This is a genomic window from Weissella sp. ESL1156 (genome assembly GCF_058505625.1).
This window is the reverse complement of sequence record NZ_CP196372.1, coordinates 1,114,373-1,139,680: the sequence shown is the minus strand read 5'-3', so window position 1 is coordinate 1,139,680 and position 25,308 is coordinate 1,114,373. Positions and strand designations below refer to the sequence as shown.

At 40.8% G+C, this 25,308-nt stretch carries 38 protein-coding genes and 1 other RNA gene; 37 read left to right on the top strand and 2 right to left on the bottom strand.

Annotation, left to right across the window (positions count from 1 at the left end; all coding sequences use genetic code 11):
- Positions 1-36: 36 nt before the first annotated feature.
- Complete coding sequence (locus ACSKY2_RS05810; protein ID WP_489877079.1) at positions 37-1,842, bottom strand: M3 family oligoendopeptidase; 1,806 nt, start codon at positions 1,840-1,842, stop codon at positions 37-39.
- A 323-nt stretch (positions 1,843-2,165) separates the two neighbouring features.
- Between ACSKY2_RS05810 and ACSKY2_RS05805 the strand changes: the two genes are divergently transcribed.
- The 18 genes from ACSKY2_RS05805 to tsaD all read left to right on the top strand — a co-directional run bounded on the left by ACSKY2_RS05805 (position 2,166) and on the right by tsaD (position 15,176).
- Entirely contained in the window at positions 2,166-3,131 is a 966-nt protein-coding gene (locus tag ACSKY2_RS05805; protein ID WP_489877078.1) for an alpha/beta hydrolase, read from the top strand.
- Positions 3,132-3,153: 22 nt separating this feature from the next.
- A complete protein-coding gene (locus ACSKY2_RS05800) occupies positions 3,154-3,771 on the top strand; it encodes a class I SAM-dependent methyltransferase (RefSeq protein ID WP_489878232.1) in 618 nt (205 codons plus the stop codon).
- On the top strand, positions 3,749-4,291 hold the full coding sequence (locus ACSKY2_RS05795) for a nucleoside deaminase (protein WP_489877077.1): 543 nt from the start codon (positions 3,749-3,751) through the stop codon (positions 4,289-4,291). The genes ACSKY2_RS05800 and ACSKY2_RS05795 overlap by 23 nt, the downstream gene beginning before the upstream one ends.
- A gap of 5 nt (positions 4,292-4,296) precedes the next feature.
- Positions 4,297-4,382, top strand: an RNA gene (gene ffs / locus ACSKY2_RS05790) — signal recognition particle sRNA small type.
- A gap of 147 nt (positions 4,383-4,529) precedes the next feature.
- Entirely contained in the window at positions 4,530-6,263 is a 1,734-nt protein-coding gene (dnaX, locus tag ACSKY2_RS05785; protein ID WP_489877076.1) for a DNA polymerase III subunit gamma/tau, read from the top strand.
- Between the two features lie 24 nt (positions 6,264-6,287).
- Positions 6,288-6,596 (top strand): YbaB/EbfC family nucleoid-associated protein, encoded by a 309-nt coding sequence (locus ACSKY2_RS05780; RefSeq protein WP_489840690.1) that lies wholly within the window; start codon positions 6,288-6,290, stop codon positions 6,594-6,596.
- A gap of 25 nt (positions 6,597-6,621) precedes the next feature.
- Entirely contained in the window at positions 6,622-7,221 is a 600-nt protein-coding gene (recR, locus tag ACSKY2_RS05775) for a recombination mediator RecR (RefSeq protein ID WP_489840691.1), read from the top strand.
- Positions 7,221-7,481 (top strand): YaaL family protein, encoded by a 261-nt coding sequence (locus tag ACSKY2_RS05770; RefSeq protein WP_489877075.1) that lies wholly within the window; start codon positions 7,221-7,223, stop codon positions 7,479-7,481. The genes recR and ACSKY2_RS05770 overlap by 1 nt, the downstream gene beginning before the upstream one ends.
- Positions 7,482-7,604: 123 nt before the next feature.
- Positions 7,605-8,267 (top strand): dTMP kinase, encoded by a 663-nt coding sequence (tmk, locus tag ACSKY2_RS05765; RefSeq protein ID WP_489840693.1) that lies wholly within the window; start codon positions 7,605-7,607, stop codon positions 8,265-8,267.
- Complete coding sequence (gene darA / locus ACSKY2_RS05760) at positions 8,264-8,593, top strand: cyclic di-AMP receptor DarA (protein ID WP_489840694.1); 330 nt, start codon at positions 8,264-8,266, stop codon at positions 8,591-8,593. Before tmk ends, darA begins: the two co-directional genes overlap by 4 nt.
- 9 nt (positions 8,594-8,602) lie before the next feature.
- Entirely contained in the window at positions 8,603-9,610 is a 1,008-nt protein-coding gene (holB, locus tag ACSKY2_RS05755; RefSeq protein WP_489877074.1) for a DNA polymerase III subunit delta', read from the top strand.
- Positions 9,607-10,485, top strand: coding sequence for a 16S rRNA (cytidine(1402)-2'-O)-methyltransferase (rsmI, locus tag ACSKY2_RS05750; RefSeq protein ID WP_489840696.1), 879 nt, complete (start codon positions 9,607-9,609; stop codon positions 10,483-10,485). Before holB ends, rsmI begins: the two co-directional genes overlap by 4 nt.
- Positions 10,485-11,228 (top strand): acyl-[acyl-carrier-protein] thioesterase, encoded by a 744-nt coding sequence (locus tag ACSKY2_RS05745; protein ID WP_489877073.1) that lies wholly within the window; start codon positions 10,485-10,487, stop codon positions 11,226-11,228. The genes rsmI and ACSKY2_RS05745 overlap by 1 nt, the downstream gene beginning before the upstream one ends.
- 39 nt (positions 11,229-11,267) lie before the next feature.
- Positions 11,268-12,260, top strand: coding sequence for a UDP-glucose 4-epimerase GalE (galE, locus tag ACSKY2_RS05740; protein WP_489840698.1), 993 nt, complete (start codon positions 11,268-11,270; stop codon positions 12,258-12,260).
- Positions 12,261-12,417: 157 nt separating this feature from the next.
- Positions 12,418-13,143 (top strand): tRNA (adenosine(37)-N6)-threonylcarbamoyltransferase complex dimerization subunit type 1 TsaB, encoded by a 726-nt coding sequence (tsaB, locus tag ACSKY2_RS05735; protein ID WP_489840699.1) that lies wholly within the window; start codon positions 12,418-12,420, stop codon positions 13,141-13,143.
- Positions 13,127-13,708, top strand: coding sequence for a ribosomal protein S18-alanine N-acetyltransferase (gene rimI, locus ACSKY2_RS05730; protein ID WP_489840700.1), 582 nt, complete (start codon positions 13,127-13,129; stop codon positions 13,706-13,708). Before tsaB ends, rimI (ACSKY2_RS05730) begins: the two co-directional genes overlap by 17 nt.
- Positions 13,692-14,144, top strand: a complete 453-nt coding sequence (rimI, locus tag ACSKY2_RS05725) for a ribosomal protein S18-alanine N-acetyltransferase (protein ID WP_489840701.1) — start codon at positions 13,692-13,694, stop codon at positions 14,142-14,144. Before rimI (ACSKY2_RS05730) ends, rimI (ACSKY2_RS05725) begins: the two co-directional genes overlap by 17 nt.
- 3 nt (positions 14,145-14,147) lie before the next feature.
- The gene (gene tsaD, locus ACSKY2_RS05720) at positions 14,148-15,176 is read left to right on the top strand and encodes a tRNA (adenosine(37)-N6)-threonylcarbamoyltransferase complex transferase subunit TsaD (protein ID WP_489877072.1); all 1,029 of its coding nucleotides are present in this window, start codon (positions 14,148-14,150) and stop codon (positions 15,174-15,176) included.
- A gap of 65 nt (positions 15,177-15,241) precedes the next feature.
- Here the strand turns inward: tsaD and ACSKY2_RS05715 are convergent, their stop codons facing one another.
- Complete coding sequence (locus ACSKY2_RS05715; RefSeq protein ID WP_489877071.1) at positions 15,242-16,231, bottom strand: polyprenyl synthetase family protein; 990 nt, start codon at positions 16,229-16,231, stop codon at positions 15,242-15,244.
- Positions 16,232-16,693: 462 nt separating this feature from the next.
- Here ACSKY2_RS05715 and rpsJ point away from each other — a divergent pair, with 462 nt between their 5' ends.
- From rpsJ to rpmD, 19 genes are all read left to right on the top strand, one after another.
- On the top strand, positions 16,694-17,002 hold the full coding sequence (rpsJ, locus tag ACSKY2_RS05710; RefSeq protein ID WP_489840704.1) for a 30S ribosomal protein S10: 309 nt from the start codon (positions 16,694-16,696) through the stop codon (positions 17,000-17,002).
- Positions 17,003-17,093: 91 nt separating this feature from the next.
- Positions 17,094-17,720: a 50S ribosomal protein L3 gene (gene rplC / locus ACSKY2_RS05705; RefSeq protein WP_489840705.1), complete on the top strand. Its 627-nt coding sequence runs from the start codon at positions 17,094-17,096 to the stop codon at positions 17,718-17,720.
- Positions 17,721-17,744: 24 nt separating this feature from the next.
- Positions 17,745-18,368: a 50S ribosomal protein L4 gene (rplD, locus tag ACSKY2_RS05700; RefSeq protein ID WP_075270321.1), complete on the top strand. Its 624-nt coding sequence runs from the start codon at positions 17,745-17,747 to the stop codon at positions 18,366-18,368.
- The gene (gene rplW / locus ACSKY2_RS05695; protein WP_489840706.1) at positions 18,368-18,655 is read left to right on the top strand and encodes a 50S ribosomal protein L23; all 288 of its coding nucleotides are present in this window, start codon (positions 18,368-18,370) and stop codon (positions 18,653-18,655) included. The genes rplD and rplW overlap by 1 nt, the downstream gene beginning before the upstream one ends.
- A gap of 16 nt (positions 18,656-18,671) precedes the next feature.
- Positions 18,672-19,505 carry a 50S ribosomal protein L2 gene (gene rplB, locus ACSKY2_RS05690; protein WP_489840707.1) on the top strand — a complete coding sequence of 278 codons (834 nt, stop codon included), beginning with the start codon at positions 18,672-18,674 and terminating at the stop codon, positions 19,503-19,505.
- Positions 19,506-19,558: 53 nt separating this feature from the next.
- Positions 19,559-19,840, top strand: a complete 282-nt coding sequence (gene rpsS / locus ACSKY2_RS05685; protein ID WP_489840708.1) for a 30S ribosomal protein S19 — start codon at positions 19,559-19,561, stop codon at positions 19,838-19,840.
- Between the two features lie 16 nt (positions 19,841-19,856).
- Positions 19,857-20,204, top strand: a complete 348-nt coding sequence (gene rplV, locus ACSKY2_RS05680; protein ID WP_489840709.1) for a 50S ribosomal protein L22 — start codon at positions 19,857-19,859, stop codon at positions 20,202-20,204.
- Positions 20,205-20,217: 13 nt separating this feature from the next.
- Positions 20,218-20,886, top strand: a complete 669-nt coding sequence (gene rpsC, locus ACSKY2_RS05675) for a 30S ribosomal protein S3 (RefSeq protein ID WP_489840710.1) — start codon at positions 20,218-20,220, stop codon at positions 20,884-20,886.
- Between the two features lies 1 nt (position 20,887).
- A complete protein-coding gene (gene rplP / locus ACSKY2_RS05670; RefSeq protein WP_002827982.1) occupies positions 20,888-21,307 on the top strand; it encodes a 50S ribosomal protein L16 in 420 nt (139 codons plus the stop codon).
- Positions 21,307-21,513 carry a 50S ribosomal protein L29 gene (rpmC, locus tag ACSKY2_RS05665; RefSeq protein ID WP_002827981.1) on the top strand — a complete coding sequence of 69 codons (207 nt, stop codon included), beginning with the start codon at positions 21,307-21,309 and terminating at the stop codon, positions 21,511-21,513. The genes rplP and rpmC overlap by 1 nt, the downstream gene beginning before the upstream one ends.
- Positions 21,514-21,536: 23 nt before the next feature.
- Entirely contained in the window at positions 21,537-21,803 is a 267-nt protein-coding gene (gene rpsQ / locus ACSKY2_RS05660) for a 30S ribosomal protein S17 (protein WP_489840712.1), read from the top strand.
- A 45-nt stretch (positions 21,804-21,848) separates the two neighbouring features.
- Positions 21,849-22,217, top strand: a complete 369-nt coding sequence (rplN, locus tag ACSKY2_RS05655) for a 50S ribosomal protein L14 (RefSeq protein ID WP_002827979.1) — start codon at positions 21,849-21,851, stop codon at positions 22,215-22,217.
- Between the two features lie 32 nt (positions 22,218-22,249).
- Complete coding sequence (gene rplX, locus ACSKY2_RS05650; protein WP_489840713.1) at positions 22,250-22,558, top strand: 50S ribosomal protein L24; 309 nt, start codon at positions 22,250-22,252, stop codon at positions 22,556-22,558.
- A gap of 30 nt (positions 22,559-22,588) precedes the next feature.
- On the top strand, positions 22,589-23,131 hold the full coding sequence (rplE, locus tag ACSKY2_RS05645; protein WP_002827977.1) for a 50S ribosomal protein L5: 543 nt from the start codon (positions 22,589-22,591) through the stop codon (positions 23,129-23,131).
- A gap of 43 nt (positions 23,132-23,174) precedes the next feature.
- A complete protein-coding gene (rpsH, locus tag ACSKY2_RS05640; RefSeq protein WP_489840714.1) occupies positions 23,175-23,573 on the top strand; it encodes a 30S ribosomal protein S8 in 399 nt (132 codons plus the stop codon).
- 31 nt (positions 23,574-23,604) lie between these two features.
- The gene (rplF, locus tag ACSKY2_RS05635) at positions 23,605-24,141 is read left to right on the top strand and encodes a 50S ribosomal protein L6 (protein WP_489840715.1); all 537 of its coding nucleotides are present in this window, start codon (positions 23,605-23,607) and stop codon (positions 24,139-24,141) included.
- Between the two features lie 87 nt (positions 24,142-24,228).
- Entirely contained in the window at positions 24,229-24,585 is a 357-nt protein-coding gene (rplR, locus tag ACSKY2_RS05630) for a 50S ribosomal protein L18 (RefSeq protein WP_489840716.1), read from the top strand.
- 19 nt (positions 24,586-24,604) lie between these two features.
- The gene (gene rpsE, locus ACSKY2_RS05625; RefSeq protein WP_002827973.1) at positions 24,605-25,108 is read left to right on the top strand and encodes a 30S ribosomal protein S5; all 504 of its coding nucleotides are present in this window, start codon (positions 24,605-24,607) and stop codon (positions 25,106-25,108) included.
- An 11-nt stretch (positions 25,109-25,119) separates the two neighbouring features.
- The gene (rpmD, locus tag ACSKY2_RS05620) at positions 25,120-25,305 is read left to right on the top strand and encodes a 50S ribosomal protein L30 (protein WP_002827972.1); all 186 of its coding nucleotides are present in this window, start codon (positions 25,120-25,122) and stop codon (positions 25,303-25,305) included.
- The last annotated feature ends 3 nt before the right edge of the window (positions 25,306-25,308 follow it).

Below are 25,308 nucleotides of genomic sequence, written 5' to 3'. Positions count from 1 at the left end.
TGTTCAGGTATCAATGATTAATTTAATCGACGAAACTTAGATGAATTGCTCTGAAAGTTGTAAGAATTCATTGATGTCTTGTTTGATTAAATCAGCACCGGCCTGCCAGAAATCTGTTTTTGTTAAGTCAACACCAAGATGTTTTTGAGCCAGTGCTTCAGTAGTCATATTTGCGGTGTCACGGAGTAACGAGATATAAGCCTCTTCAAAATTATCTTGTGTTTGCGCCCAAGCATAGATACCTTGACTAAATAGATAACCAAAGGTATATGGGAAATTATAGAAAGGCACATCATCAATATAAAAATGTAGTTTTGATGCCCAGAAGTGGGGATGTGTTTCATCCAAAATACCACCAAAAGCTTGTTTTTGGGCGGTTGTCATTAGTTCATTCAATCGTGCCGCAGGAACAAACCCATTTTGACGCTCTTCATAAAAACTTTTTTCAAATAAGAAACGTGCATGAATGTTTAAGAACATGGCAACGGGGTTCGCCATCTTCGCATCGAGTAACACAACTTTTTCAGCATCTGATGTTGCCGCTTGAACATTGGCATCAGCAATCAACATTTCAGCAAAAGTTGAGGCTGTCTCGGCAACGTTCATGGCATAGGCATCACGCCAAACGGGTAGGTCAGCCAATACAGATGTATGGAAACCATGCCCAATTTCATGTGCAATCGTTGCAGAATCATTGACTGATCCGGTAAATGTTGTAATGATTCGTGATTCATGAATATCAGGTACACTTTCCATCCAAGCCCCTGGTGTTTTGCCAGGACGGTTTTCAGCTTCAATCCATTGATTTTCAAAAGCGTGTTGCGCAAAAGCAGCCATTTTGGGTGAGTACTTACCAAAATTTTTAATAATAAAAGCAGCAGTTTCATCATAGGTCGTTGTTGTTGGCTTGTAGTTACCTAATTTTGTTATTGGTGCTGCTTGATCTTGCCAACCAATTTTTTCTAATCCCAGTAATTGTGCTTTACGATCAAAATAGTTTGCAAACATATCTTTATTATCATCAACAACTTGCCACATCGTTGTCAGTGTATCACGTGACATTCGGTTTAATTCAAGGGGCTGTTCAAGAAAATCATGATAACCATGGGCTTTTTGTTCAGTCAAACGTGCGCCGGCAAGATGATTCAATGTATCAGCAGCCAAGTTTTCAGCACGACCCCACATGTTTTCATATTGATGCATGATATTAGCGCGGATATTGTTATTAGGATAATCATCGATCCGATTCAAGGCTTGTCCAGCAGATAAGGTTTGATGTTGACCGTTTTCATCTGTATAAGTCATTGTTAGACCAGCACTGATTGTATCGTAGTGTTCGGACCAAGCATTGAGACCGTCTAAACGTAAGTGATTCAATAATGATTCAGTTTGATCATCTAATAAACGATCAGCTTGTTGGCGCAATTCAGTTAAATAAAATGCAACCGGCGCAACTGATTTTTCGGCTAACGCTGTTGCAAAATCTTTATCTGAGAATGTCGTTAATAATTTAGTAAAAGCATTCAACGGTGTTTGATAAGCAACAGCTAATTGTGCAACTTTATTTTGATACGAACGATATTCTGGATTTGTATAATCGGCAGCAGATAAGGCATTTACGAATAAACTAGCTGTTTGAAGACCTGAATCAATCACTTGATTATCAGCAACTAGCTTGGCGAATTTTTGATATTTGCTGTCGCTTTGTTGCTCGTAATGAGCAATGTTTGTACGTAGGTCAGTAATTTGCTGGCTTAACAAAGTTAGTTTATCGACGAATTGTGGTGAGTGAATACCACCAGGGTAAATGGGATCTAAATCCCAGTTTAATGAATAGGTCATCTTAATACTCCATTATCTCATATTGTTCTAATCATTTTAGCATAACTCAATTAGATTATAAATGAACACGGATAAGCTGGTTATTAGATAATAGTTATCGTCCATACAAGATTAGTTCTACGAAAAATAAAGAGTGAGGATTAACTATTGAATAATGGAATAATGAATTTCTGATTGACAAATCTGAGAATGAGTTAACGAAAATGAGTCGAATTAGTAAAATCACTAACAACAACAACAACAGCAGCAGCGTTGTTTATCTGGTATGAATCCTTATGCTATAATATTTTGAGTAAGTTTCGTAGGTATAGGGTAAGGTAAAAATGGCAAAACAACATAAAAAATGGACGACAAGACGAAAAGTGTGGACAACACTTGCCACGTTGATTATGGTAATTGGTGCAGCCATTTTAGGCGCTGGTGGTTATTTCTTTCATGTGGCTGAAGTACGAGCAAAAAAAGACTTTGTCGGTAGTGGGTTAGTTAATCAGGACAATCCGTTATATTCGCAACAACAAAAGTGGTTGGCAGCGGACACAAAAAAGTGGCATTTACAGGCAAAAGATGGGACAAAGTTAGTTGGTCATTATTTACCAGCTGCAAAACCAACAACCAAAACAGTCATTGTTATTCATGGATTTGGTGTGGACCATCGTGCGATGGCACCTTATGGTGAAATGTTTCATCGTTTTGGTTACAATGTGTTGATGCCTGATGATCGTGCTGCTGGACAATCTGGTGGTAAATATATTGGTTTTGGTTACTTAGATGCAAAAGATTATCAAGAATGGATCCAACAAGTTCTAAAAAAGAACGGTCAAGGTAGTCGCATCCTGATCATGGGAGCTTCAATGGGGGCTGCAACAACGATGATGTTATCGGGGATGAATCCGCCAAAACAAGTTGAAGCATATATTGAAGACTCAGGTTATACATCGGTTTCAGATGAATTACATTATGAAGCTGGTCATATGTACGGGTTACCAAAATGGTTAAGTAATATTTTAATTCCAGTCGTATCAGGCTATTCAAAGGTGTTTGCAGGTTATAGTTATGCGCAGGCTGATGCTGAAAAATTATTGGCAAAGAATACGCGCCCAATGTTATTCATTCATGGTAGTAATGATAAATTTGTGCCAACAAAATTTATGCAACCTGTTTATGAAGCTAGTAATGGTCCCAAAGAAAAGTACTTAGTGCCTGGTGCCTCACATGTTGAATCATATCGCACGAACCCAGCAAAATATGAGGCAACAGTGCAAAAATTTTTACATCAGTATTTTAAATAATAATGAACGAGAAAGGGAAATGATGGCTGAACATTATTACACGGAAAATCCAACAACAGCACATGATGAGCATACGTGGACATTTTCTTTATTTGATCAATTGTTAACATTTACGACAGATACGGGCGTCTTTTCAAGAACCACAGTTGATTACGGGACACGTACCATGTTATCGGCTTTTCATCAATCGTTGCCAGCTGGAAAAATTTTAGACTTAGGTGCTGGGTATGGACCTGTTGCCATTAGTCTTGCAAAGGTGATGACTGAACGAACTTTTGTTGCAGCAGAAATTAATCAGCGTGCAGTTGACTTAATTAAGCGGAATGCACAAAGTAATCATGTCGCAGACCAGATTACTGTCGTGCAATCTGATCGTTATGAAAATATCCATGATAAATTTGCGGCGATTTTAACAAACCCACCAGTCCGAGCGGGGAAACAAATTGTGACAGATATGATTGCGGGTGCCGTTGATCATCTTGTTGATGGCGGTACTTTAACCGTTGTTTTGCAAAAAAAGCAGGGTGCACCATCTGCAAAGAAATTAATGGCCGGATTATTTGGTAATGTGCAAATTATTGCCAAAGATAAAGGGTATTATATTTTGGAAAGTGTGTATGGTAATACAATTGACGAATGATCAAATCAATTATTTCATGGGACTAGCATTAGCTGAAGCACGTAAGGCAGCTAGTATTGGTGAAGTGCCAATTGGGGCAGTTGTTGTGCAAGATGGTCAGGTGATTAGTCGGGCGTTTAATTTGCGAGAGCACTTTCAAGATGGTAGTCAACATGCTGAATATCAAGCGATCATTGAGGCTAATCGTCAATTACATTCATGGCGATTACCAAAGGCACAGTTGTTTGTCACGTTAGAACCATGCATTATGTGTGCAGGTTTAATTCAACAGACTCGACTAATGGATGTTTATTATGGGGCTGATGATCCTAAAGCTGGTGGTGTGACATCAATGTACGAATTATTGACAGATAGTCGATTAAATCACCAGGTTAATGTACATGCTGGTGTACGAGCATCGGAAGCTAGTGCACTATTAAAACAATTTTTTAAAACTGTACGCGAACGAAAAAAAACGGTTAAGCGTGCACAACGATTTGCTGAGGAAAAGACTGGTCAAAATGAAAAAGACTTGTTATAATGTAATTTGTGGGGCAAGTGTGCACTTCGAATCGTGTCAGGGTCGGAAGGCAGCAGCACTAAGGAGATCGTGCATTGTGCTTCACTTCTTAAGCATTTTATCAGAGGTTAGAACACATCGTTCTGACCTCTTTTTTTGAAATGTCAACTGTTATCAATTTGTATTTTCTGATATTATTGGTAAGGATAGTTACAAATAAATTAATAAAAAATAAATGATGAGAAAGGGGTCCCAAATCATGGCATATCAAGCGTTATATCGGACATGGCGTCCACAGAAATTTAGCGATATGATTGGTCAGGAAATTGTGACAAAGACATTGAAAAATGCCATTATTACTGGACAAACGACTCATGCGTATTTGTTTAGTGGACCCAGGGGAACAGGGAAGACTTCAGCGGCTAAAATTTTTGCGAAAGCGATTAATTGTTTGCATCCAGTGGATGGCGAACCAGATGGCATCTGTGAAATTTGTCAGGCAGCTGATGAAGGAACATTAGGTGATATCATCGAATTAGATGCGGCCTCGAATAATGGTGTGGATGAGATTCGTGAGATTCGTGAAGATGTGACTTATGCACCAACACGAGCAAAGTATAAAGTTTATATCATCGATGAGGTTCACATGTTATCAACCGGTGCGTTCAATGCCTTACTAAAAACATTGGAAGAGCCACCAGCAAATGTCATTTTTATTCTGGCAACAACGGAGCCACAAAAAATTCCGGCTACGATTATTTCACGTACACAACGTTTTGATTTTAAACGGATTAATGCGCAATCAGCCTACGAACGAATGGTTTATATTTTAGATCAACGTGGTAATACGTATGATGAAGCAGCACTTAAAGTGATTGCCAATGCTGCTGATGGGGGGATGCGTGATGCCTTGAGTATTTTGGATCAAGCACTATCGTTTGGCGATGGTCATGTGACCCTTGAAAATGCTTTGTTAGTCACAGGATCAGTGACACAAACACTGTTGGGAGAATATGTGCAATCGGTTGTTAAACAAGATACAAAAAGAGCCTTAGCAAAACTTTCTGAAGTTTTAGATGCAGGTAAAGATGCCAATCGCTTTGTTGAAGATTTGATTAGTTATGCCCGTGATTTGTTGCTGTATACTGAAGCACCAGAATTAGTGACGTTGGTACCCGATGAAACATTTACATCATTGGCTAAAGAACAATCAGCAACGAGTTGGTATCTGATGATTGATACACTAAATGAAACGCAACAACAATTGCGCTATACGAATCGACCAGCTATTTATTTGGAAGTGTTGACAGTGAAATTGAGTCAACCAATGACGCAGTCTGCAATAGTGACAACGAATCAGCAACCTCATCTGGCAAAACCACAAAATCAAACTGGAACATCGGTACAAACCAATACATCGGTTGAATCAGTAACAGCTGTTACTAATGCTCAAGCAACAACACAGCAACCAACAGCACCAAAACAACCAGTTGCGCAAAGGACACGAATCGCACCACAAGTCAGTGATGATCAAGCAGCGGTATTTACAGTTTTGGGCGAGGCGACTCGTGGTGATTTAAATCGTGTCACCACAATTTGGGCTGATATGATCAATATGTTGCCAGTACCTGAGCAAGCGATGTTGAATGTTGCTCGCCCAATTGCAGCTTCCAGTGATGGATTAGTGGTTGCTTTTGATTTTGATGTTATTCGTGTCAATGCCATGCATAAAGCAGATCTGCTACAAACGATGGTCACTCAAATACGCGAATTGACACAAGCTCAAAATGAACGACAATTGGTATTTATTACGGCTGATAGTTGGCCACAATTGCGTGCGAAGTTTGTGGCTCAGTTGCCAAAGCATCAGCAAACAACAACGCCGCCAATTAATCCTGAAGTCGAGGAAACTGAGGATCCACAGGTAGATAATGCCGTAGCAGAAGCAAGAAAAATTTTTGATGCAGACATTGTTGAAGAAATTGATGATTAAAATAAATGAAATGAGGAAAAATTAATGTTCGGTGGACAAAATATGCAACAAATGATGAAACAAGCTAAGAAGATGCAAAAGCAGATGGAAGATGAGCAAGCTGCTATTGCAAAGACTGATTATGTTGGTCATGCACCTTCTGATTTGGTTTTAGCAACTTTTAATGGTGATCGTGAGTTAAAGGATTTGCAAATTAAAGCTGATATCGTTGATCCAGATGATGTTGATAGCTTATCAGATATGGTCATTGTTGCAGTTAATGATGCCATGAAGCAAATTGAACAGGATCAACAAAAACGTTTGGGCCAATTTGCACCAAAAGGTATGTTTTAAAATGAAGTAGAAAGAAGGCGGTTGTATGCAGTATCCAGAACCAATTGCAAAATTAATTGATAGTTATACAAAATTACCAGGTATTGGAATCAAGACTGCAACACGATTAGCGTTTTATACGATTGATATGCCAGAAGAAGAAGTGACCAGTTTTGCCCAAGCGTTGATTTCCGCAAAGCGTGATTTACAGTATTGTTCGATCTGTGGTAATTTGACTGAAACGGATCCATGCGTGATTTGTTCAGATGATAGTCGTGATCAAAGTCAGGTATTAGTGGTAGCTGAAGTGAAAGATTTGATGGCTATTGAAAATACTGGTGAGTATCGAGGCTTATATCACGTGTTGCATGGGGTTCTATCACCGCTTGAAGGGAAAGGGCCAGATGATATCAATATTGAATCACTTGTTAACCGTCTTCAAAAAGATGAGACTATTCAAGAAGTAATCGTTGCAACGAATGCAAATGCTGAAGGTGAAGCGACGGCGATGTATTTATCGCGTTTATTGAAGCCAGCTGGACTAAAAGTCTCACGTTTAGCAACAGGATTATCTGTTGGTAGTGATATTGACTATGCCGATCAAATTACTTTAATTAAGGCAGTTGAAGGAAGGACGCAGTTATAATGTTCAAATTACACCGGAAGCGTTCGTCATTTAACAAGCAAGCTTATGATGAACGTTTATCAAAAGCGATCGAACGGGCAAAATATGACTATGAAAAAGCACGTTTGTCTGAAAATGCTATGTTTGAAAGCGATATTGCACCAAGAATGATAAAAGCTGAAACAGCTCGTGCGAAACAAAAATATTTCTTTTTATTACGAGCTGCCCGACAACGTGGTATGAAAGGCCATTGGACAACAGCATTTGTTCATCCAGAATAATGTAAAATGTATATAAAAAGACGATTTTGTTAGTTAATTATTAAATAAGAGGTCGAAACTATTTTGTATCGGCTTCTTTTTGGTATAATGAGAAACATAGAATGATTAGAAAGCGGTGAATACATGCCAGGGAGATTTATTACATTCGAGGGACCCGATGGTGCGGGAAAAACATCGGTGTTACGAGCAATCATAAATCGATTGACGCCGTTACTTGGAGACAAATTGATATTGACTAGAGAACCAGGTGGTAAGGATAGTTCCGTTGCAGAAGCCATTCGTGATTTGGTATTGGATCCAAATTTACCGACTATGGATGCATGGACGGAAGCCCTATTATATGCGGCATCAAGACGACAACATCTGGTTGATACGATTTTACCAGCACTTGCTGCTGATAAAGTCATTATCAGTGATCGATATGTTGATAGTTCAATTGCCTATCAAGGTGGGGGTCGTCAACTTGGTATTGATGCTGTCACGAAAATTAATGAGTTTGCGATTAATGGCCTGATGCCAACTGCGACGGTATACTTAGACATTCGCCCAGAAGTAGGGTTACAACGGATTCAAGAAAATCGTCAAAACGAAATTAATCGTTTAGATGTTGAAACATTGTCATTTCATCAACGAGTGACAGATGCGTATCATCAATTAGCAAAACAATACCCAAAACGTTTTCTAATCATTAATGCTGAACAAGATTTGGCAGACGTTATTACAGACACATGGACAGCACTACGACCAGTACTTGGTATACAGAACGAGGAGGATTCCACATTATGAAAATGATTATTGCGATTGTACAAGATAAAGATGCGAATAAACTAGGTGGTAAATTTGTGAAAGCAAATATTCGTGCAACACGACTGGCAACATCTGGTGGATTCTTACGTTCAGGTAACACAACATTTATGATTGGTATTGAAGATGATCGTGTGCAAGAGGTGCTAGACCTTATCCATGATACATCACATACGCGTAAGCAATTCATGACACCAGCAGTTAGTCTTGATGTTTCAATGGAATCAACAGCTGCAACGCCAATGGAAGTCCAAGTTGGTGGCGCAACAGTCTTTGTTCAAGATGTTGAACAATTTCATCGTTTTTAAGAGGTGCTCATGAACGCCAAAGAATTAATTGCGCGCGTCATGGCTTTACAGCCTCAGTTGATTGCGCAACTACAAAAGGCGTTAGCAAGCCATCAGCTTGCTCACGCTTTTTTATTTACTGGACCAGCTGGTCGTGGCCAAGAATTGGTTGCTGACTGGCTAGCGATGCGTTTGATGTGTCAACATGTAACAGCTGATGGTCAACCAGATGGTCATTGTGATCAATGCCAACGTATTGCGAAGCATGAACATCCAGATGTTATTGAAGTACAGCCAGATGGTAAAAGCATCAAAGTTGATCAAGTACGTTTTTTGAAAGATGAATTTAGTAAGACTGCGGTTGAAGGTCATCAAAAAATATTTATTATTGCTGGTGCTGATACAATGACAACTGGTGCTGCGAATGGGTTACTAAAATTTATTGAAGAGCCTGTAGCTGGTCAGACAGCCATTTTAATTGCTGAAAATCGTGCGCAAATCTTACCAACGATTATTTCCCGAACACAGGTTGTGGCATTTTCAGCAACCGGGCAAACACAGTTTAAAGATGAGCTTCTTGCAATGGGGTACCAAGAAAGTCAAGTATCATTAGTACAAGCTTTAACCGATAGTTCAACAATAGCTCAGGACTGGTTAGTTGATGATTGGTTTACTCAAGCAACGCGAGCAATTGCAGAATTAGTCACGGCTATTTTAAAAAATTCTAATCAAGCATTTACATTAGTGCACACTACCTTTATGCCCTTGGCGAATGACCCAACCAGGCATCAGGTGCTATTAATGATGTTTGCGCAAGCATGGCGTGACATTCTATTAACTAAAGCAACGGGTCAGACACACAATCATTTTTCACAAGATTGGACTGGAGCAGCCCAACGTTATCAGACTGATGTTATTTTGGCAGTCGTCCGTATTGTGTTAAAGGCATCACAACGGTTGCAAAAGAATATTAATTTCCAAACGACATTAGAAGCCACGATATTAGAAAGTCAATTTAAGTTAGCAGGTTTATCATGAAACAACAGAAAAGTTTTGGGACACAAACAACGGGTACTTTGTACTTAGTACCAACACCAATTGGCAATTTAGGTGATATGACACATCGATCAATCCAAGTGATGCAAATGGTAGCGCTGATTGCTGCGGAAGATACACGTCATACGCAACAGTTATTGAATCAATTTGATATCACAACGAAACAAATTTCGTTTCATGAACATAACAAAGAGACTCGGATACCAGAATTGATTGCACGATTACAAGCTGGTGATAGTATTGCTCAAGTATCAGATGCAGGGATGCCATCAATTTCTGATCCAGGTCATGAACTTGTTAAGGCAGCTATTTTAGCAGATATACCAGTCGTACCGATCCCAGGTGCTAGTGCAGGCATTACCGCATTGATTGCTTCTGGTCTAACGCCCCAACCTTTTTTGTTTTATGGTTTTTTACCGCGTAAACCAAAAGAGCAGCAACAAATATTGCAAACACTAAAAATGCATCAAGAAACAATGATTTTTTATGAAGCACCACATCGACTAGCAAAGACGTTACAATCCGTTGAAAAATCCTTTGGACCTGAGCGCCAAATCGTTTTAGCACGTGAATTAACGAAACGCTATGAAGAATTTTTACGTGGTACGGTGTCAGAATTAGCCAATTGGGCAACGACGCATGAAGTTCGCGGTGAATTCGTCATGCTTGTTAGTGGTAATGATCAAGTTGCTGAATTAGTCGATGAAGACCCATTGGCCGCATTGTCGCCCATTGAAGCAGTCCAAGCGTTAATAACGACGGGGTTAAAACCCACAGCAGCAATTAAGCAAATTGCAAAGCAACGATCACTTGATCGTCAAACACTTTATTTAGAATATCAAGGAGAAAAGAATTAATGGCTGTAGAATTTCGTATGCCACATGATGTGGTTTACTATGAAGCAGATGTAACTGGTAAATTGAGCCTGCCAATGATTTTTAATTTGGCAATTTTAAGTTCAACGCAACAATCAATTGATTTAAACATCGGTCCCGACTATACCCACGAAAAAGGATTAGGTTGGATTGTTTTACAACAAGAAGTTAAAATCAAGCGTCGTCCTAAAGATGGTGAAAAAATCATTTTGACCACAAAAGCAAAACAATTTAATCCTTTTTTTGCAAAGCGTGAGTATCGTTTGCTTGATCAAGCAGGCCAAGATTTAGTCGTGATGGACACCTTATTTTCAATGATTGATATGAACAAACGAAAATTAGCACGTATTCCTAAGGATATGTCTGAGGCATATCAACCTGAACATGTGCGCAAAATTCCACGTTCAACAGAAGTTATTGCTTTTGATGACACAAAAGCACCAGATTATGAGCAAGAATACGTTGTACGTTATCTAGATATTGATTCTAACCAACATGTTAATAATTCGAAATATGCTGATTGGATGACCGATGTGTTACCAGGGTCATTTTTAAAAACGCATGAACCAACTGCAATGAATATTAAATATGAACACGAAGTTTTGCCAGGTAATAAAATAAAGTCAGAAGTACAATTTGCTGATAATATGACAAAGCATCGGATTTGGTTTGGTGATGTGCTTTCAGCAGAAGCAGTGATTGAGTGGACGTTAGCAAAAAATTAAGCTAAACTAAGAGTAATTAAGACGATAAGGAGAATTGAAATGTCTGTATTAGTACTTGGGGGAGCTGGCTATATTGGTTCTCATATGGTTGCAACATTGTTAGCAGATCATCGTGATGTTGTCGTTGTTGATAATTTGTTAACAGGACATCGTGCGGCAGTGCCAGAAGGGGTGCCATTCTACGAAGTCGATATTCGTGATAAAGCAGCATTGTCAGAAGTTTTTGAAAAAGAAAATATTGAACAAGTGGTGCATTTTGCCGCATCATCAATTGTGCCAGAATCAGTTGAAAAGCCATTAATGTATTTTGATAATAACGTTTACGGTATGATCAATTTGCTTGAAGTGATGTTAGACTTTGACGTCAAGCAAATTGTTTTCTCATCAACGGCAGCTACATATGGTGTTGCAAAGGAAAATCCAATCAAGGAAACGACACCACAAAATCCAATTAATCCTTATGGTGAGTCAAAGCTCCAAATGGAACATATTATGAAGTGGGCTGACCAAGCTTATGGTTTGAAGTGGGTCGCATTACGATATTTCAATGTTGCTGGTGCAAAGGCGGATGGTTCAATTGGTGAAGATCACCCAACTGAAACGCATTTAGTACCAATTATTTTACAAACAGCATTGGGTCAACGTGAAAAAATTATGATGTTTGGTGATGACTATAACACGCCAGACGGATTCAATGTGCGTGACTATGTGCATGTGATGGACTTGGCAGATGCCCATGTATTAGCACTGGATTACTTGGCAAAAGGTAATGAATCTAATCAATTTAACCTAGGTTCAGCCAATGGCTTTTCAGTAAAGCAAATGGTTGAAGCTGCTCGTGAAGCAACTGGTCAACCAATTCCTGCAGAAGTTGGTCCACGTCGCGCCGGTGATCCTGATTCATTAGTGGCTTCATCTGCTAAAGCTCGTGAAGTACTTGGTTGGGAACCAAAGTACGATGACGTTAAGGAAATTATTAGTACGGCTTGGAACTGGCTTCAAAAGCATCCAAACGGCTATGCCGATCGTTAAATATAATCAAAGAATCCATGTGATGTTGACTTGAAAATTTATTCAAGTTGCTGAGCAGGGGTTCTTTTTGTTTAGATTTAAACGATTAAATCTGCTGTTCTGATGAATTTGCGGTAAAATAAGTAATAGTATTCTATAAATAGAGGAGTCAGGTGATATGAAGACCATTGCTTTTGATACAAGCAATCAACCCTTAAGTGTGGCATTATTTGAAAATGATCAATTAATTGACCAACGTGAAACCAATGTGCGTCGTAACCATTCAACACAATTATTACCTTTTATTGATGAATTAATGAAGCAAGCTCATTGGACACCACAGGATTTAGACAATGTCATTGTTAGTCAAGGACCCGGTTCGTATACCGGTTTGCGAATTGCCGTAACAACTGCTAAGACACTCGCTTTTACGCTACGATTATCATTAACAGGTATTTCGAGCTTAGCGTTATTAGCAACCAATGTACAGGAAAATCACGTAACAATTGTGCCAATCATGGATGCTCGTAATCAAAATATTTATGCGGCCCAATACCAATGGCAGGATGAACACTTAGTTACGCTTCAAGCAGATAGTCATATGAATATTGAGTCCCTATATGCGGCGTTGGCAAAAACAACACAGCCAATTATTTTTGTTGGGGAATGGCAACGTTTTGAAGAACAATTACGGACATTGTTACCGCAAGCAACTTTTGCAAAGGATAATTTACCACATGCAGCTAATTGTTTACGATTAGCAAAAGATGGTCAAACGTTGACTGATATGGCGGATATCCATCAGTTTGTGCCAAATTACCATCGACTATCGCAGGCGGAGGCAGATTGGGCAAAACTGCATCCAGAAGATCGAGGTGGACATGCCTATGTGGAAAAAGTTTAGTCAATGGGCACATTGGTTAGGAAAATCGTTACCAGAAGAGGTACAACGCCATCAAACAATCGTTATCAAAGGGCTCGAATTTGACTTAATGCCAGCCAAGAAACAAGATTTAGAGGATATGGTCGCACTTGAGCAAGCGGCATATGATGGTCATGTTTTGTGGCCATTAGAAGCGTTTGCTGAAGAATTACATCGGACGCGTGACCGTCTCTATATAGTTGTACGCCAACCAGAAACTGGTTCTTTGGTTGCGTTAGTTGGGGCAGCTTTTCGACCAGGTATTCATGAAGTACATATTACAAACATCATGGTTGTACCACATTGGCAAGGACGTGGTATTGGCACATTTTTGGTAACCTACATGATGACCATTGCCCAACAAATTAATTTTCATCGTATTTCATTAGAAGTACGCGTCTCAAATAAACGTGCGCAGGCATTGTATGAACGATTAGGCTTTCAAGTTATTCGTCGTAAAGTACATTATTATGGTGAAAATGGTGAAGATGCTTTTGATATGGCACAAATATTAGGAGACCAAATCAATCATGAACTTCTTATCTAAAGATGATATGACAGCTGAGCAATTGTATCAGGTAGCAAATAATGCTTACCAAGCTGGCTCACCTTGGCAATTGCGAACATTTGAAAAAGATTTAGCAAATGAATACACGCATTATATTGGTTTAGTTGTTGAGAATCAATTAATTGGGTTTGCAGGGGGCGTTTACCTAGATAATGTATTGGATATCAGTAATGTGGCCATTGTAAAAACACAACAAGGTCACCATTTTGGGGGACGCTTATTACAAGCTTGGTTTGATGAATTTCCTGATGAGACAACAGTATTATTAGAAGTTCGGACTGGTAATTTTGCTGCAAAACATCTTTATCAGCGATTTGGGTTTAAAATCTATCGTCAACGGCGGGCATATTATAAACAGCCGGTTGAAGATGCTGATTTAATGATGCAACAATTACCAGTCACGTTAAAGGAGTAAAAAATGACAGAAACACGATATATCATGGCGTTTGAATCAAGTGCTGATGAAACAAGTGTTGCCATAATTAAAAATGGTGTTGAAATCATTAGTTTAGAGACAGCGACACAGATAAAAAGTCATCAACGTTTTGGTGGTATTGTACCAGAAGTTGCTAGTCGTCATCATATTGAACAGGTTACTATTTTAGCGGACGCTGCACTAACTGATGCTAACTTAACTTATGACGATTTAACAGCGATTGGTGTGACGCAGGGACCAGGCTTGGTTGGAGCATTATTGGTCGGTGTGACTGCTGCGAAAACAATTGCGTGGGCACATCAATTGCCACTAGTGCCTGTCTTGCATTTAGCGGGTCATATCAGCGCTGCAAATTTTGTGGAGCCGATTCAATATCCAGCATTGGCATTGATGGTTTCTGGTGGACATACAGAATTAGTGCTCATGCCACATGAGTATGAGTATGTCGTGATTGGTGATACGCGTGATGACGCAGCTGGCGAAAGTTATGATAAAGTTGGTCGGACAATGGGCTTAAAGTATCCAGCTGGTAAAACATTGGATGAGATGGCACATCGTGGTCAGCCAAACTATCAGTTACCAAGAGCATTGATTAACGATGATGCTTATGATTTTTCCTTTTCAGGATTGAAAAGTGCCGTCATTAATTTAATGCATAATGCGGATCAACGTGGTGAATCAGTTGATCATGATGATCTGGCGGCTTCGTTTCAAGCAGCGGTCGTTGAAGTATTAGTCACAAAAACTGCGCGTGCATTAGATCATTATCCAGTGAAGTCATTTATCGTTGCTGGTGGTGTTGCTGCAAATCATGGTTTACGTGATGCATTAGCAAATATGATGGCAAAGCGTCCAGAAATGATGTTTATCCCTGTACCAATTAAGTTGGCTGGTGATAATGCGGCGATGATTGGTGCAGCAGTTGATATTGCGTATCGTCATGGTAAACGTGGTGATTGGACATTAAATGCGGACCCGGCACTTGAATTTGATTATGCTGAAGATGAATAATGAAAAGGACGCCCTTTATAAAAAGAGCGTCCTTTTTTGTGATTTTCTACTATATAAATAGTTAATTAATTTGCACGTTCTAATAGTGCTTCACTAATGGCAATTAATGTATCCTTTGCTTCGCTATCGGGCAGTTTGTCTAAATAATCTAATGCGACAGTTGTATAGTCACTCGCAAGATTTGAAGCCTCGTCCACAGCACCAGTTGCCACAACTAAATCACGTAGTTGTAAGGCCTCTTCGTTAGTGATGAGTTCTTGCTTAGCTAAGAGTGCTTGGATATCATCATTATCTTGCATAGCAATGATGAGTGGTGCTGAATAAACGCCTTCGCGAACATCTTGTAAGGTTGGCTTACCGAGGTCTTGGTTGGTTGCTTGATAATCTAAAATATCATCCAATATTTGGAACGCCATCCCAACGTTAAAAGCAAATTCAGTGACAAGATCAACAAATTCTTCAGGGGCATCACCATTAGTTGCACCAAGTTGTGCTGATAAAACAAACAAGGCTGCTGTCTTGCCAGCAATTTGTTCTTTATAGTCAGCAAGGGTCGTGTGTCGATCATAGTGATTCGTTCGTTGTGTTAACTCACCAGTTAAAATATCATCTAATAATTTTGTTGCTTGGCGAACGATCGACATATCATCAGTATGATAAGCCAATGTTCTAAACGTGGCAGCAAAAAGGTAGTCACCAGCGTAGGCAGCAATGTCTTTACCAAAGCGTGCTTGGATACTTGGCGCATGGCGTCGTTCAGGAGAATCATCAATAATATCATCATGAACCAACGTTGCTGTGTGAAGCATCTCAACAGCTGCTGCAATATGGTTCAAATTTGACGTATTACCTGGATAGAATTGACCGATAATAACTGCGAAGGCTGGACGTAACATTTTGCCGCCGCTTCTGAACATATCCAATAATGCTTGTTCAACTTCCGCATCATTTGCATGCAGCGAATTTTGAATAATTAACAACACATCTTGGAGTTCCTTTTTAATTATTGGATAATTATCCCACATAGGGTGAATTTGCATAAGTGATTGTTTCATTAATTTGGAATTCCTTAAATCTACTATATTGTAAAACTTAAATTGACATAACATCTTTTAAACTAATTTCTATTATATATTAAAAAAAGGTAATCGACAGGCAATTTTTCATCTATAAAAAATAATTAACAAATACAAGTGTTTATATTGGCAATTATTTTGAAAATTGTGTATGATAATAAACGTTGTGACGCAAAGTGCAGTAAAAAATATTTCAATGAATTGCGATAAAGTGCTTGCTTATCAAGTATGACTGCTGTATCATAAACAAGTACGCTAAAAGAAGGACAACATAACTGTGTCCCTCTGTTAGTGTGCATTGACGAGCAATGATGTGGGAGGTTGCGACACACCCGGCAGCATTGCCACGAGGCCCATTGCCATGGAGCCTTGTGGGGCGTGTCGGTAGTTTCCACGGAGTTAGTTTCATATTCCAATATGGACGAAGGGAGAATTTATATCATGGCAAATAAGAAGATTCGTATCCGTTTAAAGGCTTACGAGCATAAGATTTTGGATTCATCAGCTGAAAAGATTGTTGAAACCGCAAAGCGTACAGGTGCTGAAATTTCAGGTCCTATTCCATTGCCAACAGAACGTACGATTTACACAGTTTTGAGTTCACCTCACAAGCACAAGGATGCACGTGAACAATTCGAATTGCGAACACACAAGCGTTTGATTGACATCATGAACCCAACTGCTAAGACAGTCGATGCATTGTCAAAGTTGGAGCTGCCAAGCGGTGTTGATATCGAAATTAAGTTGTAATTCTTATAACTTTGATTATAGATAATAAACTTGCCTGGTTATGCATCTAACTAACCGAAAATTAGATTTACTATTTGAAAAGGAGATAGTCATGACTACTAAGGGTATCTTAGGCCGCAAAGTCGGCATGACTCAGGTATTTACTGAGACTGGTGAACTTATCCCTGTAACAGTTATTGAAGCTACGCCAAACGTTGTTCTTCAAGTTAAGACATTGGAAAATGACGGTTACAGCGCAATTCAATTGGGTTACCAAGATAAGCGCCAAGTTTTGAGCAACAAACCTGAGCAAGGTCACGTTGCCAAAGCAAACACGACCCCTAAGCGCTACATTCGTGAAATCCGCGATGCTGAGGGAGAATTCAATGTTGGGGATGAAGTTAAGGTTGACATTTTCGCTGCTGGCGAAGCTGTTGATGTAACTGGAATCACAAAGGGTCATGGTTACCAAGGTAACATCAAGAAGGATGGCCAATCTCGTGGACCTATGGCTCACGGATCTCGTTATCACCGTCGTCCTGGTTCATTGGGTGCCATTATTAACCGTGTATTCAAAGGTAAGAAGTTGCCTGGACGCATGGGTAACAATAAGCGTACTGTACAAAACTTGCAAGTTGTTCGCGTTGATGTAGAAAATAACGTGATCTTGGTTAAGGGTAATGTTCCTGGTGCCAACAAGTCACTTGTTACTGTAAAGTACTCAAAGAAAGCTAAGTAATAAGGACGAAGGGAGGAGAATAACATGACTAAGGTTGCTTTGTTTAAGCAAGACGGTTCAAATGCTGGTGATATTGAATTAAATGATTCAGTATTCGGTGTTGAGCCAAACAACAATGTCATTACGGATGCCGTATTGATGCAACGCGCTTCAATGCGTCAAGGAACTCACGCCGTAAAGAACCGTTCAGCGGTTTCTGGTGGTGGAAAGAAGCCTTGGCGTCAAAAGGGAACGGGTCGTGCCCGTCAAGGATCAATTCGTTCACCACAATGGCGTGGTGGTGGAATTGTCTTCGGACCTACACCACGTTCATATGCCTACAAGATGCCTAAGAAGGCTTACCGTTTGGCATTGAAGTCAGTGTTGTCACAAAAGGTTTTGGATTCATCATTGGTCGTTGTTGATGCATTGTCATTTGACGCACCAAAGACAAAAGAATTTAAGGCAGTTTTGAACAACTTAAACGTAAATGAAAAGACGTTGGTTGTCTTGGACGATGATAATGCTAATGCAGCATTAGCAGCACGTAACTTAGAAAACGTGACTGTTATGACTGCTAAGGGTGTTAACGTGCTTGACGTAATCAACAACGATAAGTTGGTTGTTGTACAATCAGCTTTGGCACAAGTTGAGGAGGTTTTGGCATAATGGACGCACGCGATATCATTTTGCGCCCGGTCATCACTGAACAAACGATGAACGTTTTAGATGAGAAGCGTTACACGTTTGAAGTTGATGTTCGCGCCACTAAGCCACAAATTAAGCGCGCTGTTGAAGAAATTTTTGACGTTAAAGTTGAAAAAATTAACACAGCAAACGTACGTGGTAAGTTGAAGCGTCAAGGACGCTTTGCTGGTTACACTAAGAAGCGTAAGAAGGCAACTGTTAAGTTGTCTGCCGCTTCAAAGGACATTCAATTGTTCAACGAAAACTAATTAGGAGGAAATTAGCGTGGCTATCAAGAAGTACAAGCCAACCTCTAACGGTCGTCGTAACATGACGTCTTCAGATTTTTCTGAAATCACTAAGACGACGCCTGAAAAGAGCTTGTTGGAATCAAAGTCAAACACTGGTGCTCGTAATTCATACGGTCACATGACTGTACGCCACCGTGGTGGTGGACACAAGCGCCAATATCGTATTATCGACTTCAAGCGTACTAAGGATGATGTACCAGCTAAGGTTGTTGCGATCGAATACGATCCTAACCGTACTGCAAACATCGCTTTGTTACAATACACTGATGGTACTAAGGCATATATCTTGGCACCTAAGGGCTTGGAAGTTGGTATGACAGTTCAATCTGGAAAAGATGCTGATATTAAAGTAGGTAATGCTCTACCATTGGCAAATATTCCTGATGGAACTCAAATCCACAATATTGAATTGAAGCCAGGTCATGGCGGACAATTAGTTCGCTCAGCCGGAGCTTCAGCTCAAGTTTTGGGTAAGGAAGGAAAGTACGTACTAGTTCGCCTACAATCTGGTGAAGTACGTATGATCCTAGCCGTAAATCGTGCCACAGTTGGTGTTGTTGGAAACGAACAACACTCATTGATTAACTGGGGTAAAGCTGGTCGTCGTCGTTGGAAGGGTCAACGTCCACATGTTCGTGGTTCTGTTATGAATCCTAACGATCACCCTCATGGAGGTGGTGAAGGGAAGGCTCCTATCGGACGTCCATCACCATTGTCACCATGGGGTAAGAAGACAGCTGGTAAGAAGACTCGTAACGTTAAGGCTCGTTCATCGAAGTTTATCGTTCGTGGTCGTAAGAACAAATAAAATATAGTATCCAGCTATTATAAGTTTTTAAAAAACGAGAGGAGGACCTCGAAATGGGTCGTAGCCTAAAAAAAGGGCCATTTGCTGATGCTTCTTTGTTAAAGAAGGTTGAAGCTGCTAACGCTTCAGACAAGCATACTGTCATCAAGACTTGGTCACGTCGCTCAACGATTTTCCCTAGCTTCATTGGATTAACTTTTGCAGTTTACGATGGTCGTAAGCATATGCCAGTCTTAGTACAAGAAGACATGGTTGGTCACAAGCTTGGAGAGTTCGTTCCTACGCGTACGTTCCGCGGACACGCAGCAGACGATAAAGCAACTAAGCGTAAGTAATTAGGAGGACAATACAATGGCTGAACAAATCACGTCAGCACGCGCCACGGCCAAAATCGTTCGTGTCGCTCCACGTAAGGTCCGCCTAGTGCTTGACCAAGTTCGTGGTAAGTCTGTGGCAGAAGCATTTGCAATTTTGCAATTTATGCCTAACCACAGCTCAGAAGATGTATATAAAGTGTTGAACTCAGCAGTAGCAAACGCTGAGAACAACTTCTCATTAGATCGCGAAGATTTGGTAGTTACTGAAGCCTTTGCAAACGAAGGACCAACGCTAAAGCGTTTCCGTCCACGTGCCAAAGGATCAGCTTCACCAATCAACAAGCGTACAAGCCACATTACAATTGTGGTAAAAGAAAAGTAAGGAGGATTGAGTCATGGGTCACAAAATTAACCCAACTGGTATGCGTGTCGGCATCATCCGCGACTGGGATGCAAAATGGTACGCTAACAAGAAGGACTTCGCAACAACTTTGCATGAAGATTTAAAGTTGCGTGAGTACATCGAAGCTAAGTTGGCCGAAGCATCAATTTCACGTGTTGAAATTGAACGTACTGCTAACCGTGTTAATATCTCAATCCACACTGCTAAGCCAGGTATGGTTATTGGTAAAGGTGGATCTGAAGTTGATGCATTGCGTAACGAACTTGCTAAGATCGTTGCCAAGGGTGAACGTGTTCACATCAACATCATTGAGATTAAGAAGCCTGATTTGGATGCCCACTTGGTAGGCTCACAAATTGCAGCAGATTTGGTTCGCCGTGTGGCTTTCCGTCGTGCAATGCGTAGTGCTATCCAACGTGCAATGCGTGCTGGTGCCAAGGGTATCAAGACACAAGTTTCTGGACGTTTGAACGGTGCAGATATGGCTCGTATTGAGCAATATACAGAGGGTACAGTGCCTTTGCACACATTGCGTGCAGACATTGACTACTCATGGGATGAGGCAACAACTACTTATGGTCAAATCGGAGTTAAGACTTGGATTTACCGTGGTGATATCTTGCCAGAGAAAAAGTCAGTAAAGAAGCAAGGAGGCGAGTAACATGCTAGTTCCAAAGCGTGTAAAGTACCGTCGACCACATCGCGGTAAGATGCGTGGTGAGGCTAAAGGTGGTAAGACAGTAGCTTTTGGAGATTTCGGTTTACAAGCTACTGAATCACACTGGATTACAAACCGTCAAATCGAGGCTGCTCGTATTGCTATGACGCGTTACATGAAGCGTGGTGGTAAAGTATGGATCAAGATTTTTCCACACTTGTCATACACTTCAAAGGGTGTTGGTGTTCGTATGGGTAACGGAAAAGGTACCCCAGAAGGCTGGGTAGCACCTGTTAAGCGCGGCAAGGTATTATTTGAAGTTGCCGGTGTTCCCGAAGAGGTTGCCCGTGAAGCCTTGCGTCTCGCATCTAACAAGTTGCCAGTCAAGACGAAAATCTTGGCTCGTCAAGTGGAGGGTGAATAATGAAGATCAAGGATCAACAAAACGAAATCAAGGGTCTCAGCCAAGCTGAGCTGGTTGCCAAGGAAAAGAGCTACAAGGAAGAGTTATTCAACTTGCGTTTCCAATTAGCTACAGGTCAACTTGAGAACACGGCTCGATTGTCAGAAGTACGTAAGCAAATCGCCCGTATTAAGACGGTCATTCGTCAACAAGAATTGAACAAGTAGACTAAGAGAGGAGACCGTTCGTTATGACTGAAGCTCGTAACACACGTAAGGTTTACCAAGGCCGCGTGGTTTCAGATAAGATGGATAAGACAATTACTGTTGCCATTAACACTTACAAGAACCACCCAGTTTATGGTAAGCGTGTTAAGTACACGAAGAAGTTTAAGGCTCACGATGAGAACAACGAAGCTAAAGCAGGTGATTTGGTACGTATCATGGAGACACGTCCAACGTCAGCTACAAAGCGCTTCCGTTTGGTAGAAATCGTCGAGAAGGCCGTTATTATCTAATCGTTTAATCTCGAATCTTACCAATAACGGAAGGAGGACAAAATCGTGATTCAACAAGAAAGTCGTTTAAAGGTTGCTGATAACTCAGGGGCACGTGAGATCTTGACTATCAAGGTATTGGGTGGATCTGGTCGTAAGTTCGCCGGAATCGGTGACATGATCGTTGCAACTGTTAAGCAAGCTATTCCTGGTGGAAATGTTAAGAAGGGTGACGTTGTTAAAGCCGTTATCGTTCGTACTGCTGCTAGTACTCACCGCGCTGATGGTTCATACATCAGTTTCGATGAAAACGCTGCTGTTATCGTTAAAGATGACAAGAGTCCTGTAGGTACACGTATCTTCGGACCTGTTGCGCGTGAATTGCGTGACAATGATTACATGCGTATTGTGTCATTGGCACCTGAAGTATTGTAATTACCATCATTAAATCAAGGAGGAAGCCTCGCATGTTTGTGAAGACTGGTGACAAGGTTAAGGTTATCGCCGGCAAGGACAAGGGTAAGGAAGGCGTAGTTGTTAAGACTATTTCATCACAAGACCGTGTCGTTGTTGAAGGTGTCAATATGGTTAAGAAGCACCAAAAGCCTAATAACCAATACCCACAAGGTGGAATTGTTGAGCTTGAAGCTCCAATCCACGTTTCAAACGTACAATTGCTTGACCCTTCTACTAACGAACCAACAAAAATTGGTTACAAAGTTGAAGATGGTAAGAAGGTACGTTTTGCTAAGAAGTCTGGAAAGACTTTGGCATAATTTTCTAGGTGAAAGGAGGAAATCATTATCATGGCAAATCGCTTGAAGGAAAAGTACGTCAATGAAGTTACACCTTCATTGGTCGAGAAGTTTGAGTACTCATCAATCATGCAAGCACCTAAGATCGAAAAGATTGTGCTTAACATGGGTGTTGGTGACGCTGTTTCAAACTCAAAGAACTTGGATGAAGCTGTTGCTGAATTGGAATTGATTGCTGGTCAAAAGCCAGTTATCACTCGTGCAAAGAAGTCAATCGCTGGCTTCCGTTTGCGTGAGGGTATGGCAATCGGTACAAAGGTTACTTTGCGTGGTGAACGTATGTACGACTTCTTAGACAAGTTGATCAACGTTTCATTGCCACGTGTTCGTGACTTCCGTGGAGTTTCACCAAAGGCCTTTGATGGCCGTGGAAACTACACGTTAGGAGTACGTGAGCAACTTATTTTCCCAGAAATTGATTATGATAAGGTTAATCGTGTCCGTGGTTTGGATATCGTTCTTGTAACGACAGCCAACACTGACGAAGAAGCTCGTGAATTGCTTACTCAAATGGGTATGCCTTTCTCAAAGTAATCAACACTGATTTACAGTAATTAATAATAGGAGGCAAATATCAATGTCAATGACTGACCCAATTGCAGATTTTTTGACACGCATTCGTAATGCGAACATGGTTCGCCACGACTCAGTTGAAGTTCCTGCATCAAAGATCAAGAAGGACATCGCCGAGATCTTGAAGAATGAAGGCTTTGTTCGTGACGTTGAATACATTGAAGATGATAAGCAAGGTATCATCCGTGTTTTCCTTAAGTATTCTGCTGACAAAACTCGCGTAATCACAGGTTTGAAGCGTATTTCAAAGCCAGGTCTACGTACTTATGTTAAGTCAGATGATGTACCTAAGGTATTAAACGGTTTGGGTATTGCAATCATCTCAACTTCTGAAGGTGTTATCACCGATAAAGAAGCTCGCGCCAAGAAGATTGGTGGCGAGGTATTGGCTTACGTCTGGTAAAAACAAAATTTAAATAAGGAGGTGTCAACCAATGAGTCGTATTGGTAATAAGGCCGTAACATTGCCAGCAGGCGTTGAAGTATCACGCGAAGGTGACGTTGTTACTGTTAAAGGACCTAAAGGTGAGCTATCTCGTACAGTTGCTCACGAAATCAATTTGACTGTTGATGGAACTGAGGTTTCATTCACTCGCCCATCTGATGATGGTCGTATGAAGGCACTTCACGGCACTACTCGTTCTATTGTTAACAACATGGTCGAGGGTGTTTCAAATGGTTTCAAGAAGACCTTGAAGCTAGTTGGTGTTGGATACCGTGCTTCAAAACAAGGCGATAAGCTTGTTTTGAACGTTGGTTACTCACATCCAGTAGAATTTGAAGCTCGTGAAGGATTAACTGTTGAAGTTCCTGACGCAACGACAATTACAGTTGCTGGAATCAGCAAGCAATTTGTTGGTGATTTCGCTGCTGAGATCCGTGCCGTACGTGCACCTGAACCATACAAGGGTAAGGGTATTCGTTACGAAGGTGAATACGTTGCACGTAAGGAAGGTAAGACTGGTAAGTAAGCTTAAGCCTTGTGCTTAAAATCGTAAGCAACGTTGCGATTTACTTATGAGTATATCTTTCGAATAATAAAAAAAGAGGTTACGAACATGATTACGAAGTCAGACAAGAACAAAGTGCGTCAACATCGACACACTCGCGTTCGTGGCAAGATTTCTGGTACTGCTGAGCGCCCACGCTTGAACGTTTACCGTTCTAACAAGAACATCTACGCGCAATTAATTGATGACGTAGCGGGTGTGACGCTTGCTAGTGCCTCAACATTGGATAAGTCAATTGAGGCTGCTCCAAAAACTGAACAGGCAGCTAAAGTTGGTGCTTTAATCGCAGAGCGTGCGAAAGCAGCTAACGTTGAAGGTGTTGTATTTGATCGTGGTGGTTACTTGTACCATGGTCGTGTACAAGCTTTAGCCGAAGCAGCTCGTGAAGCTGGCTTGAAGTTCTAAGGGAAGGAGGAAAGAAAACATGGCATTTATCGATGCAAATAAGCTCGGTGAGCTTGAAGAAAACGTTGTAGCCATCAACCGTGTTACCAAGGTTGTTAAAGGTGGACGCCGTTTGCGTTTCGCTGCTTTGGTAGTTGTTGGTGACCGTGACGGACATGTTGGTTTTGGTACTGGTAAAGCGCAAGAAGTTCCTGAAGCAATCCGTAAGGCTGCTGAAGACGCAAAGCGCAACATTATTAGTGTACCTACGGTTGGTACAACCCTTCCTCACTCTACATTGGGTGTCTACGCTGGTGGTCGCATCTTATTGAAGCCCGCCGTTGAAGGATCTGGAGTAGCAGCTGGTGGTGCTGCTCGTGCCGTTTTGGAATTGGCTGGTGTTGCTGACGTGACTGCAAAGTCATTAGGTTCAGCTACCCCAATTAACGTTGTACGCGCAACTTTCGATGCAATCAACTCATTGAAGAACGCTGAAGAAGTTGCTGAATTGCGTCAGGTCTCATTAGAGCACTTGGCAGATTAAGGAGGCAGAATATGGCTGAACAAGTTAAAATTACTCTTGTAAAGAGTGCTGCCCACCGTTTGCCAAAGCAACGTGCAATTGTGAAGGCCCTTGGTTTAAACAAGGTGCAATCATCAGTTGTATTGCCTGACAACGCAGCAACGCGTGGTGCAGTGTTCAAGATTGCTCACTTGGTTACTGTTGAAGTAGTTAAGTAAGAG